This window comes from Aeromonas sp. QDB20 (assembly GCF_027707805.1).
In the GTDB taxonomy this organism is placed as follows: domain Bacteria; phylum Pseudomonadota; class Gammaproteobacteria; order Enterobacterales; family Aeromonadaceae; genus Aeromonas; species Aeromonas dhakensis.
Map to the genome: position 1 here is coordinate 1 of NZ_JAPCJC010000018.1, position 19,756 is coordinate 19,756.

General features: G+C 58.9%; 15 protein-coding genes. 3 read left to right on the plus strand and 12 right to left on the minus strand.

Annotation, left to right across the window (positions count from 1 at the left end; genetic code table 11):
• Positions 1–190: 190 nt before the first annotated feature.
• The 4 genes from PG897_RS17450 to PG897_RS17465 form a co-directional block, all read right to left on the minus strand.
• Positions 191–403, minus strand: coding sequence for a major coat protein (locus PG897_RS17450; protein WP_010634002.1), 213 nt, complete (start codon positions 401–403; stop codon positions 191–193).
• Between the two features lie 300 nt (positions 404–703).
• Positions 704–1,027 (minus strand): hypothetical protein, encoded by a 324-nt coding sequence (locus tag PG897_RS17455; RefSeq protein ID WP_010634003.1) that lies wholly within the window; start codon positions 1,025–1,027, stop codon positions 704–706.
• Positions 1,028–1,053: 26 nt separating this feature from the next.
• On the minus strand, positions 1,054–2,586 hold the full coding sequence (locus PG897_RS17460; RefSeq protein ID WP_010634004.1) for a replication initiation factor domain-containing protein: 1,533 nt from the start codon (positions 2,584–2,586) through the stop codon (positions 1,054–1,056).
• Entirely contained in the window at positions 2,573–2,824 is a 252-nt protein-coding gene (locus tag PG897_RS17465; RefSeq protein WP_042889029.1) for a hypothetical protein, read from the minus strand. The genes PG897_RS17460 and PG897_RS17465 overlap by 14 nt, the downstream gene beginning before the upstream one ends.
• A 124-nt stretch (positions 2,825–2,948) precedes the next feature.
• Between PG897_RS17465 and PG897_RS17470 the strand changes: the two genes are divergently transcribed.
• The 3 genes from PG897_RS17470 to fabA all read left to right on the plus strand — a co-directional run bounded on the left by PG897_RS17470 (position 2,949) and on the right by fabA (position 6,009).
• Entirely contained in the window at positions 2,949–3,341 is a 393-nt protein-coding gene (locus PG897_RS17470; protein WP_216989380.1) for a helix-turn-helix domain-containing protein, read from the plus strand.
• Between the two features lie 49 nt (positions 3,342–3,390).
• The gene (locus PG897_RS17475) at positions 3,391–5,370 is read left to right on the plus strand and encodes a Lon protease family protein (RefSeq protein WP_005300832.1); all 1,980 of its coding nucleotides are present in this window, start codon (positions 3,391–3,393) and stop codon (positions 5,368–5,370) included.
• Between the two features lie 78 nt (positions 5,371–5,448).
• Entirely contained in the window at positions 5,449–6,009 is a 561-nt protein-coding gene (gene fabA / locus PG897_RS17480) for a 3-hydroxyacyl-[acyl-carrier-protein] dehydratase FabA (protein ID WP_005300828.1), read from the plus strand.
• Between the two features lie 88 nt (positions 6,010–6,097).
• On the opposite strand, the gene rmf is transcribed toward fabA, so the two are convergent.
• The 8 genes from rmf to PG897_RS17520 all read right to left on the minus strand — a co-directional run bounded on the left by rmf (position 6,098) and on the right by PG897_RS17520 (position 19,679).
• On the minus strand, positions 6,098–6,277 hold the full coding sequence (rmf, locus tag PG897_RS17485) for a ribosome modulation factor (protein ID WP_005315693.1): 180 nt from the start codon (positions 6,275–6,277) through the stop codon (positions 6,098–6,100).
• Positions 6,278–6,437: 160 nt separating this feature from the next.
• Positions 6,438–8,075 carry a DUF3466 family protein gene (locus PG897_RS17490; RefSeq protein WP_017782870.1) on the minus strand — a complete coding sequence of 546 codons (1,638 nt, stop codon included), beginning with the start codon at positions 8,073–8,075 and terminating at the stop codon, positions 6,438–6,440.
• Between the two features lie 8 nt (positions 8,076–8,083).
• Complete coding sequence (gene uup / locus PG897_RS17495) at positions 8,084–10,006, minus strand: ATP-binding cassette ATPase Uup (protein ID WP_017782871.1); 1,923 nt, start codon at positions 10,004–10,006, stop codon at positions 8,084–8,086.
• A 73-nt stretch (positions 10,007–10,079) separates the two neighbouring features.
• Positions 10,080–10,310, minus strand: a complete 231-nt coding sequence (locus PG897_RS17500) for a glutaredoxin family protein (RefSeq protein ID WP_024941800.1) — start codon at positions 10,308–10,310, stop codon at positions 10,080–10,082.
• Positions 10,310–12,478, minus strand: a complete 2,169-nt coding sequence (gene rlmKL / locus PG897_RS17505) for a bifunctional 23S rRNA (guanine(2069)-N(7))-methyltransferase RlmK/23S rRNA (guanine(2445)-N(2))-methyltransferase RlmL (RefSeq protein ID WP_005300816.1) — start codon at positions 12,476–12,478, stop codon at positions 10,310–10,312. The genes PG897_RS17500 and rlmKL overlap by 1 nt, the downstream gene beginning before the upstream one ends.
• Before the next feature lie 677 nt (positions 12,479–13,155).
• Positions 13,156–13,692 (minus strand): cell division protein ZapC, encoded by a 537-nt coding sequence (locus PG897_RS17510; RefSeq protein WP_201882240.1) that lies wholly within the window; start codon positions 13,690–13,692, stop codon positions 13,156–13,158.
• Positions 13,693–13,779: 87 nt separating this feature from the next.
• Complete coding sequence (pyrD, locus tag PG897_RS17515) at positions 13,780–14,790, minus strand: quinone-dependent dihydroorotate dehydrogenase (protein WP_042006721.1); 1,011 nt, start codon at positions 14,788–14,790, stop codon at positions 13,780–13,782.
• 47 nt (positions 14,791–14,837) lie between these two features.
• Positions 14,838–19,679 carry an NAD-glutamate dehydrogenase gene (locus PG897_RS17520; protein WP_226014496.1) on the minus strand — a complete coding sequence of 1,614 codons (4,842 nt, stop codon included), beginning with the start codon at positions 19,677–19,679 and terminating at the stop codon, positions 14,838–14,840.
• Between the last annotated feature and the right edge of the window lie 77 nt (positions 19,680–19,756).

The window sequence follows — 19,756 nt, forward strand, 5'->3', positions numbered from 1 at the left end:
AGGGTACCACCAATCAGCAGTTGGCCACCTCTCGCCATTCATCCATGAGTGTCGCACTTATTATCTGAATTCCCGCTGTACCCCCAATAAAAAAGGCGACCGGAGCCGCCTTTGTGTCATATCGAAAACGATGACCTGTAGCCTTCAACAAAGAACAGGAACCACAGCGTTCCGATGAGCAAAGACATGCTTAGGCTTTGCGCATCAGGCTGATCAGGATGCCCACGCCCACACAGGTGGCCACGACCAGCATGACCTTGGGAGAGGTTGCGGTCACGTCCGACTGGGTGGCGTCCAGGGCCTTGGCAGCGGCATCAGCAGCGGCTGTACCTTCGGCAAAGGCCGCACCGGTAGACAGGGAGCACACAGCAGCGATACAGCCATTACGGAAATAGTTTTTCATACTCGTTTATCCTCTTTTTGCACTTACGATGACACGGGCAATTGCGCCCAGTTTGAGGCCAGTGATCCAGATTAATAATCCGAAGCCAAAGGCCATTGACACAGTGGATACATCAAATTCAAACCAGCTCGATATATCCGTTAATTTGGCGTGCTCCTGGACAGTCAAGAGCACGTAATTACACGAATCCCCCTCAGCTAAGCGGGCATATCCTTCAGAGGTAATATCTAGACAAAGCATTATCGCGCCCTCGTCGTCGCTCGCTGCGCGCTCTCGCTCCTCCTCCTCGCGGCGCGGTGGTTATACCGGCTGCTTTTTGGTGGGTTGGAAGCCAACAACCACGTTGCGGGTCGGATTCTGGGGATCCGCTTCCAGGACAAGATCCACTGCCACCAATTTCGGGCAGTCGGCCAGCTCTTTAATGGTGGCCGCATCGTTGCGCAGGGCTAATTGGCGCACTTCATAGCCCCAGGAGGTGATATTGCACTCGGGCTTGTTCACGTTATTAGCAACTGCCAGGTATTCCACCTGGGCAAAGTCATAGGGAACCGGCGAGCCAGATTTACGGGAGACGCCATAGCCGTGAGTAACGCGGGTAACCAAAATACCAGTCAGCAGAGACATATTATTTATCCTTTGAAGAACCATTGTTAGGTCGAAAATAATGGCAGCTCGTCCAGGTCAGGAGGAACTGGCATTCTTAACCGCGCTGGAATATCGGTTTCTTCCAGGTGCGCTGTTAATTGGTTAACAATCTTCTCAGGGGATAGCCCCTCGATGTTTGCTAACCAATTGACAAGGCGACCGGCCATTCTGGACATATTAAATACGGCGTTGTCCCTGGACGTTTTGAATTTATTCTTAAAGGTGGTCACACGTACCGGTGTTATTTCTTCCTGGCAAACCGCATCCAGCCATTTGGCAAATTGCGGATACATCCCCGCGAAATAAGGGTCAGGGTTTACCAGGACATCCAGCGGAATGACTCTATCCTTATTGTGTAATTCGCCTTCGGCGCGTACCCAGTTTGGGAACTCGGCCGATTGCATCTGTTTGCCTTTCTCATATATCCGCGCACACTTGCCGTTGATACGGCTGCCCACGTAGAAAGAGCAACCCTTGCTCGGCACCATGCCAAAACGCTTGGCGATGCCCTTGGCCACCTCGGTGATCACGAACTCGCCCGATTCAATCTTCATCCAGGAAGGCGCACGGCCACGCTGCGGGTGAAACTCGCCGGCTTCGGCGCCGGCTATCGCGCCCTGGTAAGTGATGTGCTTGCCGCTGTAGTCATCCAGGGCAAGATCCACCCGAGTGATCCGCAGACCTGGCACGTGAGAGATAACGGAGTGCAAAGCCTGGAAATCGAGGGCCGCACAACCCACACCGGAAAAACTCACCATACAGCCATGGTTAGCCGCACCCCAGCCAATCAGCCCGCAGGGCATTCCGTCACACAGCAGGTCAGCCGAGTTGGCGTAACCGTGCAGACCGGAGCGGCGAGGGCGCATGGTAAAGCGCGGCTCGGGGATAGGGACACCGATGCGGGTATTGAGTTCTTCCAGCCACAGCTCGATCTCGTTACAGCAGAGGGCATCCAGGAACTGGACGCCGTAGCAGTCGATAAGGTCGTTATAGGCCTCCCAATACTTGGCACCCTCGACCACCTCGAACTGGGAGAACTTGAGCAGGTCAGCGCAGACGGCTTTGAGCTCCTGGCGCATGTCGGCGCGGGACTGGTAGCCGGAGTGCAGGGCACGTTCCATCATGTCGGTCATGGAAGGCGTCAGCACCGGGGCAGGGGGCTTGGCTACCCCCTTGAGACTCAACCGCTCAGTGGCCTTGTCAAAGACCCGTGCAGGGGCAGGGGAGGCGGCAGGCTGCTGGCGCTCGGCTTTGTCATAGAGGCGCTCAGTCACCTTGTCGAAGCGGGTGAGGGGAGCGAACCCGACAGGGCGCTTCCACAGATAGCGCAGGCCCTCGACCGGCTGGGCGGCAAAGGCGGCCTGAATGGCCTTGCTCTGGGTCTCGAAGCGCGGGATGGCCTTGAGCAAAGCGCCTTGCTTGGCCAGCTCGGTCATCTGGCGCAGTTCGGTCGGCGCCCAGGTAAACGACAGATAGTCGATCAGGGTTTTGTTGCCGATAACGCTATTTATCGGCATCACGGCACTATGACCAGTCATCGAAAAACACTCCCTGGTCATAGAAGCCTTGCCATGTGTCCTCGGTCACCTCGACCAGCTCAAAGGCGGTGTCGGGGTACGTCATGGACAGATAGATCCGCATCTCGTGCAGGTCGCGGAACATCTCGACCTGACCGGCCACACAGGCGGAGACATCGCCGGTAGGCTCTGCTTGCCAGTAGACCTTGCGCTCGGTGAGCGCCGGCAAATCCTGGTTTTGTGGGCTACAGTGGGTCATAGGTCGGTCAGATTTATTATGAACTGACTGGATTGAATCAGAACTAAATCTAACTAACAACGGGTGACTTTTAGCCCCAATAGGTGTGTTATATGCCCACTCGAAAAAGTCAGGAGACAGTCAAATGGACTCTAAAGCACTGATTCAGGCCTACATGAGAGCCAAAAACTTTAGCCAGTACCAGCAAGTCGCCGCAGAGCTAGGTTTTACCAAGTCGCACATCTCCAGCTTGACCACTGGCAAGGTGCAACTTACTGATGCCACTGCAAAAAGACTGGCCCAAGAAATCGGCCTGGACGTGCAGGAAGTCCTGTTAAGCCTGGCTGCTGTCAGAGAGACGGATCCCGAGCTGAAAAAGGCCTGGTACGACATCCTGGCGAAGTACACCAAAGGAGCCGGCACGGCTGTAGCCCTTGCGGCAGCGGTGTTTCTGGCCCCTAGCCACGGGCATGACTTAACCGCGCATAATGTATATTATGTTAAATACAATATCTTGTTTCCTGTTACCACTTATTGAACTGTGTATAATGGCAACAATTGATCCTATCTCCGACCGGATGTCTTAAGTGGCTGAATTAACATCAGAACAATTAAAACCTGCTTTTGCGATTGAACAGTTTCCTGCCCTCAGCGAGCTCGAACCCATTCCGTTTGCCGCGCTGCAACCCAGGGCCATCTCCGGCATCAAGCGTCTCGCCAGTTTTGATGGCGACTGCCCGGTCATGCTGCTCAACGGTTTCCCCGGGGTCGACTATGAAGATGTCTGCCAGACGCTGATCGCCGCCTCTAATGGCAAGGATGGCGACCTGTTCGATCTCTGCTACACCGAAAACCTGAACAATCCGTTCAAACCCATCTGGCTGCGCCTGCAACCCGGTACCGGCATCGAGTTTTGTGAAATGGTCGGTGAACTGCTCAAGCTGATGAGCCACCATCTGGATGCCGAGCGTCTGGTCACCCGCATCATGCGCAAGCAGAACAATGATCCAAAGATCGATGACTTCCTCTCCGATCTGGCCGCCCATGTGGCACAGGGGCTCGAATTTCAGCACCCGGTCCTCATCAACCTGCTGATCCATCATGAGGAGCAGGAAGCCCCCGTGGTGTATGGCCGCGATCTCAACTGGGATACCCTGTTCGGCTCCATCAACTACCAGACCGAGCAAGGCTCCGTCTATGCCAACCAGCACCTGCTGGAACCGGGCCTGCTGCGTCAGGCCAACGGTGGCTACCTGATCCTGCAGCTGGATGAGCTGCTGGATCAGCCCCACCTCTGGTTCAAGCTCAAAAACGCGATGCAAAAAGGCGAGCTGGACTGGAACGCCTATCAGGAAGGCAAGACCCTCACCCCCTTCTTCACGCCGGAAGCCACCCCCATCAAGCTCAAGCTGATCCTGGTCGGTGACCGGCTCGATGTGGCCGAGTTCCAGATGCTGGACAGAGACATGTCGGAGCGCATCTTCCTGCGCGCGGACTTGGTCTCAGAGGTGAACATCGAAGAGGAGCTGCCTGACTATCTGCAATATCTGGCCTGGCTGCGCGAGCGCTGGAACCTGCTGGACTTCACGCCGGCCGCCCTCGCAGCCCTCTGCCGCCATGCCAGCCGGCTCTGTGATCATCAGGAGTGGCTCTCCCTCTCCGAGGTGCAGCTCTCAGCCATCATGCGCATGGCCGACAGCCTGGCACGTGAGCTGGAAGCGGATGTCGTCACCGACGAGCACATCCGCGGTGCGCTGGAAGAGCAGGATTACCGGCTCAACTACCTGGTCGAGCAGTCCGATCAGGGGGTCATCGACGGCCAGATCCTGCTGCAGACCGATGGTGAGGAAGTGGGTCAGATCAATGGTCTCTCCGTCATTCAGGTCTCAGGGCACCCCTATGATTTCGGTGAGCCGGTGCGCCTTACCGCCACCGTGCATCTGGGGGATGGTGATGTGGCGGACATCGAGCGCAAGGCGGAGCTGGCAGGTCATATCCACGCCAAGGCGATGATGATCATTCACGGTTATCTCTCCAACAAATTTGGTGCCGAAAACCCCTCCCCGCTGTCGGCCAACCTGGTGTTCGAGCAGTCCTACCATGAGATCGATGGTGACAGCGCGTCTCTGACCGGTCTGTGTGCCCTGCTCTCCGCCCTCGCCCGCCAGCCTATCTACCAGCACTTTGCGGTTACCGGCGCGGTCGACCAGTTCGGCAACGTGCAGGCCGTCGGCGGCGTCAACGAGAAGATCGAGGGCTTCTTCCGGGTGTGCAAGATCCACGGCCTCACCGGCAAACAGGGGATCCTGCTGCCCGGTACCAACGCCCAGCAGCTCAACCTCTCTGATGAAGTGATCGCGGCAGTAGAGGCCGGCCAGTTCCATATCCACCCGGTGGATCATGTGGAAGAGGCCATCGAGCTGCTGACTGGTTGTGTTGCAGGTGAGCCGGACATGCCGGATACCCTGTTTGGCCGCATCCAGCAGCGCCTGGATGAGCTCAACGGCACCGAGGCCGTCAAGGGGGGCGTGCTGCGCCGCCTGTTTGGCAGGCTGTTCGGGGTATAAACGAAGTGATCGGAGTTGTTTAGCGAACATCTGTACGCTAAATTGGCCCGGCTTTGACCCATTTTAAGGATAACCAGCGTGACCGTAGACAATTCCACCATTGATGCCCGCCTTTCCCTGTGTGAACAAGGCAAAGACTCGTTTACCCGTGAAGAGCTGCTCGCCTGCAGCCGTGGCGAGCTGTTTGGTGAGGGCAACAGCCAGCTGCCCGCCCCCAACATGTTGATGATGGATCGTATCGTCAAGATCAATGACCATGGTGGTGAGCACGGTAAAGGCGAGATCCTGGCAGAACTCGACATCACACCGGATCTCTGGTTCTTCGATTGCCACTTCCCGGGTGATCCCGTCATGCCTGGCTGTCTCGGTCTGGATGCCATGTGGCAGCTGGTTGGTTTCTTCCTCGGCTGGAAAGGTGGCCCCGGCAAAGGGCGTGCGCTGGGGGTTGGCGAGGTGAAATTCACCGGTCAGATCCTGCCGACCGCCAAGAAAGTGACCTACAAGATCACCTTCAAGCGCGTCATCAATCGCAAGTTGGTGATGGGAATTGCCGATGGCGTGGTGGAAGTGGATGGCCGCCCCATCTACAGCGCCACCGACCTGAAAGTAGGCCTGTTCAAGGACACCACCGCATTCTGATAAGCTGACTGACCACCTGGTCAGACCGCACAACGTAAAGGGGCCGCCATGGCCCCTTTCCTTTTTGCAATGTGTGATGAAGTACCGACTACTTCATGAAGAGGCCTGAGCCCCGCCCTTCCATGGCATCACGCCAACCACCAAGCCAGTGCCCACGTGCATCCAGGCATTGATACGGACACGCTTCTTTCTGTTTGCCGACCACGCCAGCCTGATAACCACGAGCACGAGCTCTTTCCAGACGGTCCCGTTTTTGTCTCTTCATCATCTACGACCCTCTTCCGTGGAACAAAAAAAGCGACCAATTTTTCATCGGTCGCTTTCATCTTTACCCCAGGGGGTTGGCAGGGTCAAACAAAAAATTTCATGCTATCCGGTCATTGTGACACAAGACACTGAACCGCATTAATTTTTAGTGACACAACTTTTTAGCGCTGGAAACGGCGCAGCCAGGCGAATGGCAGGGCCAGCAGAGTCAACCAGAACAGGCTGCCACCACCGCTGCCGCCATCCTGACCGGTCTGGTTGTTGACCGGTGCGTTGGCGACCAAATAACCGGCCGGATCGTTGTTTTTGTAGTCGGTTACCACCGGTGCCAGCTTGACGCTGACCACGGTAGCGTTGGTGCGGTTGTTCAGATCGCTCTCGCTGTTGTAGCGATAGGCGGTTGCGGCCACAGTCCCATTCTCGCTGATGCCGCTGGCATAAGCGATGTGGTAGTAGTAACCGTTCTGGGCACACTGTTTGGCACCCGCATCATCCAGACCGCAGATGAGATCGTTCAGGTACCAGTTGTTGCCGGTCGCCGCGTTGAGCAGGAAGCCTTCCTGCATGCGGTTGGTGCCGTTGACCACGGGTTGGGTCTGATGACGGGAGTCACGCCAGCCAACCACCATGTTGTGGTTGTTGATGGCGGCCGCTTCCGAGCCGGAGCCGCTGAGCGGCTTGTCCTGCAGGGAGACCACGGCGTTGGTGGTCGGCGTGTTCAGGTTGAACACGAACATCTCCACCGGGCGGTTCTGGCCCTTGTTGATACGATAGAGCTGGTTGCCGACCACATAACCGTTGTCGTTGACCCCCACGGCCCAGCTGTGTTGCAGCTTGGCGTCATCCTTGCCGGGCTCGCCTTCGGCCAGCGGGATGATCTGGGTGGTCCCTACCTTGCTGCCATCCAGATCCAGTGTCCAGTAGGCGGCCAGGTTGCGGCCATCCAGGTAGTTGGTGCCGATCTCGCCGGTGGAGGAGTACCCTACCCCATACAGCGTGCCGTTGAATTTGCCCACGCCGAGCGCGGAAGCGGTCTGCACCACTTCGTTGCGGCCCCGGGCATACTCGTTGGCCTGCAGCAGCTTGTTGAAGGTACCGGTACTGTTGACCAGCCAGAAGCTCGCCTGGGTGTTGAGGCCCGGGCAGTAGCGGTAGTCACCGTATTGGCCGTCGTTGCCGGCAAAGCACCAGTTGTAGGTTTCGGAGTTGACGGCGATGTTCTTGCCGGTGGCGGCGGTACCGGTCACCAGATACTGGCCGTTGTCCAGCTTCTTGATGCTGGTCGGCACGCTCAGGCTGTGAGTGCCGGCGCCATCCTTCAGCTCGACGGGGTTGCCCTCCTCGACCACGGCAAAGGCGGTACGCACCTTACCACTCATCTTGTAGCCCGCCCGGGTGCCGGGTACGTCACCCAGCGCGGTCACCAGACCGTCGGTCTCGCCCAGCTGCACGTAACCTACGTTGTTGCGCTGGTCGACACCGTCGAGGAAGTCACGACGCCACTGGTAGGCGAAGTTGCTGTTGTCGTTCCAGAAGGAGTTGCAGACCGAGTTGGAGAGCATGCAGCCCTGCTCAAAGCGGAAGCGGTCAACCAGGAAGTCGGCGAAGCGCACGGTCGAGAAGTGCTCAGCCATGTTGTTCTTGGTGTTGATCCCGATGAGCCCGTTGCCGTCGCCGCTGATCCCGCTGGCGTAACCCTTGTCGGACGCATCGACAATGGTGAAAAAGGGACTTTGTGCCGCCTGGGCATTCAGGCTGGCGCTGACCAGAATGGCCAGCATGGATAATTGCTTTTTCATCTACTTCCTTAGTCCTGATGTTTCAACGCTTCCAACTCCTCCCAGCGGGAGAAGGCTTGTTCCAATGCCGCCTCTGCGGCATTCAGGGCATCCAGTTTGGTCTGGGTTTGTTCCGCAGGCAGGGAGAAGAAACCGGGGTGGTTGATCTCCGTCTGCAGGGCATCCAGCTCCGCCTCCAGCTGTTCCAGCCGGGCTGGCAGATTATCCAGCTCCAGCTGCAACTTGTAAGAGAGTTTCTTCTGTTTTGCCGCGACCGGCACCTGCGTCACGACAGGCTCTGGCGCCTTGCTCTGGGGCTGCTTCGCCGCCTGCTGTGCGGCCAGCTGAGACAGCTGCTGGGCACGGGTGGCCATCATGTCGGCATAGCCCCCCACATAATCACTGATCCGCCCATCCCCTTCAAACAACCAGCAACCGGTCACGGTATTGTCGATGAAACGACGATCGTGGCTCACCAGCAGCAGGGTACCGGGATAGTCCGCCAGCAGCTCTTCCAGCAGTTCCAGCGTTTCGACATCCAGGTCGTTGGTTGGTTCATCGAGGATCAGTAAATTACTGGGCTTCAAGAACAATTTGGCCAACAGTAAACGGTTTTTTTCGCCCCCTGACAAGGCTTTCACCGGAGTGCGTGCCCGTTTTGGCTCAAACAGGAAGTCCTGCAGGTAGCCGAGGATGTGACGGGAGCGGCCGCGCACCATCACCTCCTGCTTGCCCTCGCCCACGTTGTCCACCACCGTCTTCTCGGGGTCGAGCTGTTCGCGGTACTGATCGAAATAGGCCACTTCCAGGTTGGTGCCCTGACGCACCGAGCCGCGGGTTGCCTCGAGCTGGCCGAGCAGCAGCTTGATCAGGGTCGACTTGCCACAGCCGTTGGGGCCGACCAGCGCAATCTTGTCGCCACGCAACACCTGCAGATCCAGCCCCTGAAACAGGGTGCGATCGCCAAAGTCGAGACCCAAGCCTTCACTTTCAAATACCAGCTTGCCGGAGCGGCCCGCTTCGTCCAGCTGCAGCTTGGCCTTGCCCTGCAGCTCACGGCGCTGGGTCCGCTCCATGCGCATCGCCTTGAGGGCACGCACTCGTCCCTCGTTGCGGGTACGGCGGGCCTTGATCCCCTGGCGCACCCACACCTCTTCCTGGGCCAGCTTGCGATCGAACTCGGCATTTTTCAGCTCCTCGACCCGCAGCCACTCCTCCTTGCCCTGCAGGTACTCGTCGTAGTTGCCGGGCCAGGAGGTGATCACGCCGCGATCCAGATCGATGATCCGGGTCGCCAGCTTGTGGATGAACTCCCGGTCGTGGGAGATGAAGACGATGGCGCCGCGAAAATCCTTGAGGAACTCTTCCAGCCAGTTGATTGCATCGATGTCCAGGTGGTTGGTCGGCTCGTCCAGCAACAGCAGATCCGGATCGCAGGCCAGCGCGCGGGCCAGAGCCACCTTGCGCAGCCAGCCGCCGGAGAGGCTGTCGAGGGTCACGTCGGGATCCAGACCCAGCAGGGTCAACACCTGGTTGATGCGAGTCTCGAACTGCCAGCCGTTCTGGTAGTCGAGCTGCTCCTGCAGCTGGCTCATCTTGCGGATGTTGGCATCGGAGGCATCGTGTGCCAGTTCCATGGAGATATGGTGATACTGCTTGAGCAGCTCCCCTACCCCGGCCAGCCCTTCGGCGGCGTAGTCAAACACGGTGAGCTCGCTCGACGCGGGGGGATCCTGCTCGAGACGGGTCACTTTCAAATCTTGTTGCAGCACCAGACGGCCGTCATCCAGCGGCAGTTCGCCGGCAATCACCTTCATCAGGGTGGACTTGCCCGCCCCGTTGCGCCCCACCAGACAGAGGCGCTCGCCCCGCTCGATGGTGAGCTCGGCCTGATCGAGCAGCGGAAAATCACTGAACGACAGGGAAGCGCCGTGCAATGTCAAAAGAGCCATTCTTGTTCCTTCTTGCTAATGAAAAAACGGGCGGCAGACTGAGTCTCCCCCCGTTTCATCGTCAAATCGCCCACTACTCCCGGGCGGCAAGCCACGCTTGCAGCTCCGTCAGGGTAAAGGGCCAACCCAGTTCACGCCCGGCCTCGTCGCGCACAACCGGAATGCGCACCCGGTAGGCCTCGAGCCAGTCGGCGTCATCCAGGATGTCGCAGCGGCGGGTCCTGCCGGCAAGGCCGGCCTGCTCCACCAGCCCCCACGCCTGTTCGCACAGGTGGCAACCGTCGGTGTGAAACAGGGTCAGCATCAGCCTTGGGCCTCGGCATGAGTGATGATCCAGCAGTTGTGGATATGCTGGTTGCGCTCGAAATCCTTCGGCCGGGTCTTGCCGGTGATGTTCTGGGCCTTGAGACCGATGGCCTCGAGACCTGCCAGATCCATCTTGAAGTGGCGCTTGTTGTTGGAGAAGACCAGGGTGCCACCCGCAGCCAGCAGACGCTTGAGGTGCTGCATCAGCAACAGGTGATCGCGCTGTACGTCGAAGCTCTCGTCCATCCGCTTGGAGTTGGAGAAGGTGGGCGGATCGATGAAGATGAGGTCGTACTGCTCGTCCGCCTCGGAGAGCCACTTCAGGCAGTCCGCCTGCACGAACTTGTGTTCGCGGCCCACCAGCGAGTTGAGGCGCATGTTGTCCTGTGCCCAGTTCAGGTAGGTGCGCGACATGTCAACCGTGGTGGTTTCACTGGCACCGCCCAAACCCGCGTGCACGGTGGCACTGCCGGTGTAGGCAAAGAGATTCAGGAAGCGCTTGCCACGGGCCATCTCGCCCAGCATGCGGCGGGTCTGGCGGTGGTCGAGGAACAGACCGGTATCCAGGTAGTCGTAGAGGTTGACCCAGAGGCGTGCGCCGTACTCCTGCACCTCCATCCGGTGTTGCTCTTCGGAGAGCTTCTGGTACTGCTGTTTGCCTTCCTGACGCTCGCGCACCTTCAGGATCACCTTCTCGCCGTCCATGCCGGTCACCTTGATGGCGGCCTGCACCATGTCGAGCAGGCGCTGACGGGTCTTCTGGGCGGGGATATCCTTGGGCGCCGCGTACTCCTGCACCACCAGGTAGTCCTGATAGCGGTCGATGGCGGCGTTGTACTCCGGCAGATCGGCGTCGTAGAGACGGTAGCAGTCGAGGTTCTCTTTCTTCGCCCACTTCTCGAGGGCCTTAAGGTTCTTGCGCAGACGGTTGGCAAAGTCCTGCGCCACCTCTTTTTGGGAGGCCACGGAGTCCAGCGCGATCTGATAGTTGCGCAGCTGACACTCGAGCGCCCCGTTGAACAGGCGGTATTGCTTGTCGGCGCGCAGGCGCAGACAGCTCAAAAGCTCGGGGGAGGCAGAAAGGATCGAGACCTTCCACCCCTGGAAGCTGCGACGCAGGGCATCGCCAAGGGCCTGGTGCACCTCCAGCAGCGCCGGGAACTCGCCGAGACGCTCGCCATAGGGCGGGTTGGAAATGAGCATGCCGACCTGACGGGTCTCCCCTTCCGCCGCCATGGGCAGCGGGTTTTCCAGGGCGGTCGCATCGGCCTGTTTGAAGGTGATGAGATGGGCCACGCCGGCGGCTTTGGCGTTGTCACGGGCTTTGAGCAGCACGCGGGAGTCGGCATCACAACCGAACAGCTTCACCTCGCAGCGCTGCATGCCGCGTTTGGCGCGCACTTGCGCCTCCATCATCAGGCTCTGCCACAGTTCGCTGTCATGTTGCAGCCAGCGATCGAAACCGAAGCGCTCGCGGCGCAGGGCCGGCGCCATGTCGGCGGCGATAAAGGCCGCTTCAATCAGCAGGGTACCGGAACCGCACATGGGGTCCATCATGGGCTCACCGGCCCAGCCGCTACGGGCGATCATGGCCGCGGCCAGGTTCTCTTTGAGCGGTGCCTCACCGGTGCCCTGACGATAGAAGCGCTGGTGCAGCGCGGGGCCTGACAAGTCCAGCGTGATATTGGCCTTGCCCTTGCCCAGATGGGCCATGATGCGAATGTCCGGGGATTTCTTGTCCACGTCCGGGCGCACATGACCACGCTTGGTGAAGCGATCGACGATGGCGTCCTTGATCTTGAGCGCGCCGTACTGGGTGTTGCGAATGGAGGCATTGGTACCGGTGAAATCCACCGCGATGGTGGCGGTGCCGGAGAAGTGCTCTTCCCAGGGAATGGTATGGGCGCCCAGATAGAGGTCCAGATCGTCGTTCATCTGGAACTCGGAGAGCACCAGCACGATGCGGGAGGCAAAACGGCTCCACAGACAGGCCTTGTAACCGATGGCCAGCTCGCCGCAGAAATGGACGCCGGCCACGGTCTCGCGGACCTGCTCTGCACCCAGATTGGTCAGCTCGACGGCCAACAGGTTTTCCAGCCCCTTGGGGCAGGTTGCAAAAAATTCTTTCATCACGCTCACGGGGAAGCCATAAAAATAGTGCCGCATTATACCTTAAGCGACGATCCGGAGCAGCAAAAGCTTGGGCATGTCTGCATAAAGAGCGTGCAGTTGACCCTGAGGCTGTGGTTGCGCCTGCACGGGATGAAGGCCGGTAATGGTGACATTGATGACAAGCGAGTGACTCCGTAACGACAGCACACGCAACGCCAATGCGAGTGATGGCACCAAAAGCAGCATCGGCTATTTTGCGAGCAAGTCTTGATCCGTTATCCGGATATATATTATTCCTCTCGCCCTATTCTAAATTGCCACATTTGACAGGAGTCAAACAAAACTCAAATCGTTATTATTCTTCACGACAGAGCAAGTCCTTTCTGTAAACCCCGTGCTTTGCCCTCCCGTTATCGTCCGTAAACGGGAGGGCTATTTTTTACATCCCCTCCCCGTTTATGCCGACATTGCCCCGCCTGTCATATCTATCAGGTTTCAAGAGAAACTACAGGTTTTAGAATAGCCCCGTGTTGTTGATACAACAGCTTATTCCTCCTGTAGTGTGTGTTTGTCGCCCTCGCCTCAAATTGACGTGAGGGCATTTTTTCATACGAACAGATAACGCGAAGATAATAATGGGGCTGGTCAGGATGAGGCTGGATTAACAAGGGAAATATGTGATGACGAGTCATGACAGAGTAAAAAACCAGTGCGCCTCGCCAAGTTAACGGTCAACCAACTTGGCGATATTGCGCCTGAGCCGCGGGTCTTGAGCTCATGCGATTGTTCATCACCTTAATGACACCAAACTTTGGCAGCGTCTTGCTGGTGGTCAATATCAGATCGTCGGTCAGGTTCAAACAGACGCTGGCCTGATCGCCGGCTTCAATCACCAGAAACTCCCCCTTGCCATGAGGCGTCCCCATGCACACCAATGCACCGGTTTCCGGAGTGATAACCGGATGGGTTTCGCCAAAGAACCAGCTTTGTGGCATCAAGGGTTTGTAAAAGCGGCTGACGGCGATGGCATTGAGGACCAGCTGCACCTGATGGGGCACGCTCCACTCCAGTTCTGCCACCCTGTCCATCAGCTGATAATAGAGCGCGGCATCATCCACACAAAACGGCTGGGTGGTGAAGGAGCTAGGCACCAATTGCCGCCCTTTATATTCGGTGGCAAATATCATGCGGTCGGATAAATCCAGCATCAGGCGATCGTCATGAGCATCATAATGCCACTGCCAATTGTCATTGGGTTGGATACACATGGAGGTGCCCTTACTGGAAGTCGTTACTCGACTTTATTCCATGTCGAGAATTTCAGCAACTTTAAATAAAGGGCACCGATTTATTTCTTATATATGGGTCACAATCTCTTTGACCAGATCCGGGCCTTTATAAATAAAACCGCTATAAATCTGGACCAGACTGGCACCCGCCGCCAGCTTCTCGCGGGCCGCCATGGCGCTGTCGATGCCGCCGACCCCGATAATGGGCAGCGCACCATTCAGCGCCTTGGCCAGCTGGCGGATCACCTCGGTACTCTTGTGCTGCAGAGGACGACCGCTGAGTCCCCCCGCTTCACCGGCATGGGGCATGTCATAAATCATGTCGCGCTCGAGGGTGGTATTGGTGGCAATCACGCCATCGATGCCATTTTTTATCAAGGATGCGGCGACTTGATTAATTTCATCCGGGGTCAAGTCCGGGGCTATTTTAACGGCCAGCGGCACGTATTTCTTATATTGTGCGGCCAGCTCCTGCTGACGAACCTTGAGGGCGGCCAACAGTTCATCCAGTGCCTCGCCATATTGCAGCGAACGCAGCCCAGGGGTATTGGGGGAAGAGATATTGACGGCGATATAACCGGCGTGGTCATACACCTTGTCCATGCAGATCAGATAATCATCCTTGCCCTGCTCGATGGGGGTGTCCTTGTTCTTGCCGATATTGATGCCGATCACCCCCTGATATTTGGCCTGCTTAACCTGAGAGACCAGGTGGTCGACCCCTTTGTTGTTGAAACCCATCCGGTTGATGATCCCCTCGGCCGGAATGACCCGGAACAGACGGGGTTTGTCATTGCCGCTCTGGGGTCTGGGGGTGACAGTTCCGACCTCGATAAAACCGAACCCCATGGCCCCGAAGGCATCAATACACTCACCGTCCTTGTCGAGCCCGGCCGCCAGACCCACCGGATTGGCAAAAGAAAGCCCCATGACGGTGACGGGGCGTTTTGGCAGGGAGTGGCGGAAGAAACAATCGAGCGGTGTACCGAGAAGGCGGGGCAAATATTTGATGGAGAGATCGTGCGCCTGTTCCGGATTGAGCTTGAACAGGAAATGCCTGGCGAGAGGGTACAGCATGTTTGCTCCTTAAAAAAAGCCCCGGCAACTGGCCGGGGCTTTTGGGGTTATGCCGAGGTTCGGCAATTCAACTGGAGCAGGTTCAACTCCCGCAAGGCCACCGAGAACTTGGCGAACTCGTGAGTGCTGGTGGTCTTAAAGTCGGCCAACATGTGGGTCCAACGGGACAAGAGTTGCTCATGCTCCGAAATCCAGTCGGCCAGTATGGTAGCGCATTCTCCCTGATCTTTGCACCCTTCCAGTACCACGGAAGTGAGACTGCGTTGCTGCCAGTCCAGATCTTCGCGGAAGGAAGCCCGCGCCATCGCCTGCCAGTGGTTGCCCACCGGTTGATGATTGATCTGGTCGAGGAACCAGTGCAGATCCAGCTTGGCGCCGAGGCGATAGTAGACGTTGGCGGCGCGCAGGATGTCGGTCTTGTGCTCCGCGGCAATCTGCGCCAGATCCAGGCTGGAGAAGAGGCTGCTCATGTGGGCCACCTGACGGGCGATGGCTTGTGGCACCTGCTTGGCCACCAGGGCGGCGACCGCCTGCTGGTGCTCGGCCACTTCGCTCTCGTCCATCACCTCGTAGAGGTGCTGACCCAGCGTCTCGAAGGCCGGACGGAAGAAGGCGATGTTCTCGCTGATGCTCCAGCTGCGGTTGCGGGCGCGCAGGAACCAGCGGGTGGCACGGCGCACGATGCGGCGGCTGTAGAACATCAGTTCGAGCTGGGTCTGGGCGTCCACCAGGTTGTCACACCCTTCGATGTCGCGCCACAGCTGGTTGAGGCCAAACACCTCGCGCGCCATGGCGAAGCAGCAGGCCACTTCCGCCACCGAGGCACCGGTCTCGTCCTTCATCCGGCTGGCGAAGTTGAGCCCCATGTCGTTGACCAGCATGTTGGCCACCCGGGTCGCGATGATCTCGCCGCGCAGCGGATGCTGAGCAAGCGCCGCCCCGAACTGCTGCTGCAGCTTGGCCGGGAAGCTGGTCACCAGCATGTTGGCGAGGAAGGGCTCGTCGGTCACTTCCGGGCAGTTGAGCTGCTCTTTGAGCACCATCTTGCCGTAGGCCACCAGCACCGCCAGTTCGGGTCGGGTCAGCCCCTGCCCAGCCGCCATCCGCTCGGAGAGCTCTTCGTCGGAGGGCAGGAACTCGAGGCCGCGGTCCAGCTTGCCTTCCCGTTCCAGCCCCTGGATGAAGCGCTGCTGCTCCTTGAGCTGCTCGGCGCCGCGGAAACTGGTCACCGAGATGGACTGGGACTGGCGATAGGCGTTGGTGATGACAATCTGCGCCACGTCGTCGGTCATCTCGTAGAGCATCTGGTTGCGCTGCTTGAGAGTCAGGTCCCCTGCTGCCACCAGCTGGTTCAGCAGGATCTTGATGTTTACCTCGTTGTCGGAGCAATCCACGCCGCCCACGTTGTCGGTAAAATCGGTGTTGATGCGACCGCCCTGGCTGGCGTACTCCACCCGGCCGAGCTGGGTGAAGCCCAGGTTGCCGCCCTCACCCACGATACGGGCCCGCAGATCGCGGCCGTTGACCCGCAGCACGTCGTTGCTGCGATCGCCCACTTCGGCATCGCTCTCGCGGGCACTCTTCACATAGGTACCGATGCCGCCGTTCCACAGTAGATCGACGTTCAGGCAGAGCAGGGCCTTGATCAGCTCGTTCGGGGCCATGCTGGCCTTGTCGGTACCGAGCAGGGTCTGCATCTCGGGGCTCAGCTTGATGGACTTGGCCGAGCGCAGGAAGATACCGCCCCCTTGGGAGATGAGTTCCCGGTTGTAGTCATCCCAGCTTGAGCCTGGCAGCTCGAACAGGCGCTTGCGCTCGACGAAGCTCTTGGCTGCATTGGGGGTCGGATCGACGAAGATGTGCATGTGGTTGAAGGCGCCCACCAGCTGGGTGTGCTCGGAGAGCAGCATGCCGTTGCCAAACACGTCGCCGGCCATGTCGCCGATGCCGACGCAGGTGAAGTCGGTGGTCTGGCAGTTGACACCAATCTCACGAAAATGCCGCTTGACCGACTCCCAGGCGCCGCGGGCGGTGATGCCCATCTTCTTGTGGTCGTAGCCGACCGAGCCGCCGGAGGCAAACGCGTCGCCCAGCCAGTGGCCGTATTCGAGGCTTATCTCGTTGGCGATGTCGGAGAAGGTCGCGGTACCCTTGTCGGCGGCCACGACCAGGTAGTAGTCATCCTCGTCGTGACGCACCACGGATTTGGGCGGGATCACCTCACCACCGATGATGTTGTCGGTCACGTCCAGCAGGCCACGGATGAACAGGCGATAGCAGGCCTTGCCCTCCTCCTGGATCACGGCACGGGGCGCCCCCGCCGGCATCTGTTTGCAGTAGAAACCGCCTTTGGCACCAACCGGCACGATGACGGTATTCTTCACCTGCTGGGCTTTTACCAGACCCAACACTTCGGTACGGAAGTCCTCCTTGCGATCGGACCAGCGCAGACCGCCACGGGCTACCTTGCCCCAGCGCAGGTGCACCCCTTCCACCCGCGGCGAGTAGACGAAGATCTCGAACTTCGGCAGCGGCAACGGCATGTCGGTGATGCTGGAGGGGGCCAGCTTGAAGGAGACGTAGGGCTTGATGTTGCCCGCCTTGTCCAGCTGGTAGTAGTTGGTGCGCAGGGTGGCGTCGATCATCTCCACATAGCGGCGGATGATGCGATCGTCGTCCAGGTTGGCAACCTGATCGAGCTTGGCGGCGAGCTGCTCGTGCAGCTTGGCCTGTACCTTGGCGTCCTGCTTGCCGGCCGGATCCAGGCGCTGTTCGAACAGGGTGAACAGCAGCTGGGCGATATCCGGGTAGCGGGTCAGGGTCTCTTCGATATAGGACTGGCTGAAGGAGACGCCGGTCTGACGCATGTATTTGGCATAGGCGCGCAGCACGGATACCTGACGACCGGTGAGGCCGGCGCCCAGCACCAGCCGGTTGAAGCCGTCATCTTCCAGTTGCTTGTTCCAGATGGCCGCAAAAGCCTGCTGGAAGCGTTGCTGGCTCTGCTCCAGATCGAACGGCTGCTCCCCATGCAGCAGCATGGAGAAGTCGAGGATCCAGAAGATGTCGCCCGCCGGGGTGCGCACCTGATACGGGGTTTCGCCGATGACCCGCAGCCCCATGTTTTCCAGCATGGGCAGCACATCGGAGAGGTGGATGGGTTCAGTGCGGTGGAACAGTTTTAGGCGGACCCGGCGATCGTTCTCTTCCTCCTGGGCGCGGTAGAACAGCATGCCGAGCGGATTGGCCTCGCTCAGGTTGTCCAGCTCCATGATGTCGGCCACGGCGGAACCCGGCAGCACGTCTTCCTTGTAGGCGCGGGGGAAGGCGGTGCTGAAACGGCGGCGCAGCTCGTTACCACGGGCTTCACCGTAGTGAGAGAGCAGCACGGAGTCCAGACGGTCATCCCAGCTGCGGGCCGCTTCAATCAGGTTGTTCTGTACTTCGTTCACATCCACATCCACGTTGTTGTTGTTGACCCGCACTATGTAGTGGGTCCGAGCCAGCACGCCCTCGGTGAAGTAGACGTTGAACTCCACCTCTTCGTTGCTGCCAAAATACTTCTGCAGGATCTGCTGGGTCTTGACCCGCAGCGCCGTGTTGTAGCGCTCCTTGGTGACATAGACCATGCAGGAGAAGAAGCGGCCGTAGACGTCGCGGCGCACGAACAGGCGCAGCATGTCGCGCTCCTGCATCTCCAGCACCCCAAGACCGGTGGCCAGCAGCTCCTCTTCGCGAGCCTGGATCAGCTCATCGCGTGGGTAGGTTTCCAGTACGTTCAGCAGCGCCTTGTAGGCATGGGAACCCTTCTCGTGACCGGAGGCGGCCATGATGCGCTCGAGGCGGTGGCTGATGAGGGGGATCTGGGTCGCGCTGGTGTTGTAGATGGAGGAGGCATACAGACCGATGAAGCGATCTTCGCCTACCACCTTGCCATGTTCGTCGAAGCGCTTGATGCCGATGTAGTCCACATAGGCCGGGCGATGCACCCGTGATTTGCTGTTGGACTTGGTGAGGATCAGCAGGGAGGAGCTCAGGGCCGCGTGACGGGCACTGGCCGGCATGGTGCCCAGGCGCTGCCCCTCATCCTTGATGGAGTTTTTCATCAGACCCAGGCTCGAATCCGGCTGTGGCAGGATCTCGTGATCCCCCTCCACCGCCTTGACGTCGTAGCGACGATAGCCCATCAGGGTGAAGTTGTGAGCGGCCACCCATTTGAGGAAGGCGACGCAGGAGTCTACCTCGCCCTTGCTGACCGGGTGTTTGCGTTTGGGCAGCTCGTCGATGATCTCGTTCAGGCGTGCCAGCATGGGCTGCCAGTCACCGACCGCCAGGGCCACTTCACCGGCCACTGAGTTGAGCTCGGCGGTCAGCCCTTCCATCTGCTCCTCGCTGGTAAGGTGATCGATCTCGATGAGGAAGGCTGTCTCGACGGAGGTCTGTTCGGCCGTGTTGTCCAGATCCAGAATGGCGCTGATCTTGCCTTCACTGCCGCGAATGAGGTGCAGCGGCTGGTGCAGCATCATGTGCGCCGTGATGCCCCGGCGCTTGAGCGCCATGCGGATGGAATCCACCAGGAAGGGAGAGTCCTGCAGGATGATTTCGACGATGGTATGGGGAGACTGCCAGCCGTGGCGGGTCAGCTCGGGATTGTAGACCCGGATATAGGGCTCTGTGCTGGTGCGCTGGTTGAGCGCATTCCACAGGCTGAGCGCGGCGCCATAGAGATCGCTGTCATTGCGATCGTGCAGATCGGTGCTCGCCATGTTGCCGTAGAACTTGGCGACGAAGCACTCGACCAGGGAGGCACTCTTCTTGGGCAACTTCTGATGGATCAGGCTGAGAACGTTTTCGAGCAGAACTGAGGTAGGGGCGTCTTTCAATGCCATTTCTATATTCCTTATCGGACGACATTAACCACCGACACAGAGACATCCACCCTGGATGCCCACCGGTACAGAGTTGC

Coding starts and splice junctions, on each gene's coding strand:
- PG897_RS17450 (WP_010634002.1), bottom strand. CDS start 403: ATGAAAAACTATTTCCGTAATGGCTGTATCGCTGCTGTGTGCTCCCTG.
- PG897_RS17455 (WP_010634003.1), bottom strand. CDS start 1,027: ATGTCTCTGCTGACTGGTATTTTGGTTACCCGCGTTACTCACGGCTAT.
- PG897_RS17460 (WP_010634004.1), bottom strand. CDS start 2,586: ATGACTGGTCATAGTGCCGTGATGCCGATAAATAGCGTTATCGGCAAC.
- PG897_RS17465 (WP_042889029.1), bottom strand. CDS start 2,824: ATGACCCACTGTAGCCCACAAAACCAGGATTTGCCGGCGCTCACCGAG.
- PG897_RS17470 (WP_216989380.1), top strand. CDS start 2,949: ATGGACTCTAAAGCACTGATTCAGGCCTACATGAGAGCCAAAAACTTT.
- rmf (WP_005315693.1), bottom strand. CDS start 6,277: ATGATGAAGAGACAAAAACGGGACCGTCTGGAAAGAGCTCGTGCTCGT.
- PG897_RS17490 (WP_017782870.1), bottom strand. CDS start 8,075: ATGAAAAAGCAATTATCCATGCTGGCCATTCTGGTCAGCGCCAGCCTG.
- uup (WP_017782871.1), bottom strand. CDS start 10,006: ATGGCTCTTTTGACATTGCACGGCGCTTCCCTGTCGTTCAGTGATTTT.
- PG897_RS17500 (WP_024941800.1), bottom strand. CDS start 10,310: ATGCTGACCCTGTTTCACACCGACGGTTGCCACCTGTGCGAACAGGCG.
- rlmKL (WP_005300816.1), bottom strand. CDS start 12,478: ATGCGGCACTATTTTTATGGCTTCCCCGTGAGCGTGATGAAAGAATTT.
- PG897_RS17510 (WP_201882240.1), bottom strand. CDS start 13,692: ATGTGTATCCAACCCAATGACAATTGGCAGTGGCATTATGATGCTCAT.
- pyrD (WP_042006721.1), bottom strand. CDS start 14,790: ATGCTGTACCCTCTCGCCAGGCATTTCCTGTTCAAGCTCAATCCGGAA.
- PG897_RS17520 (WP_226014496.1), bottom strand. CDS start 19,679: ATGGCATTGAAAGACGCCCCTACCTCAGTTCTGCTCGAAAACGTTCTC.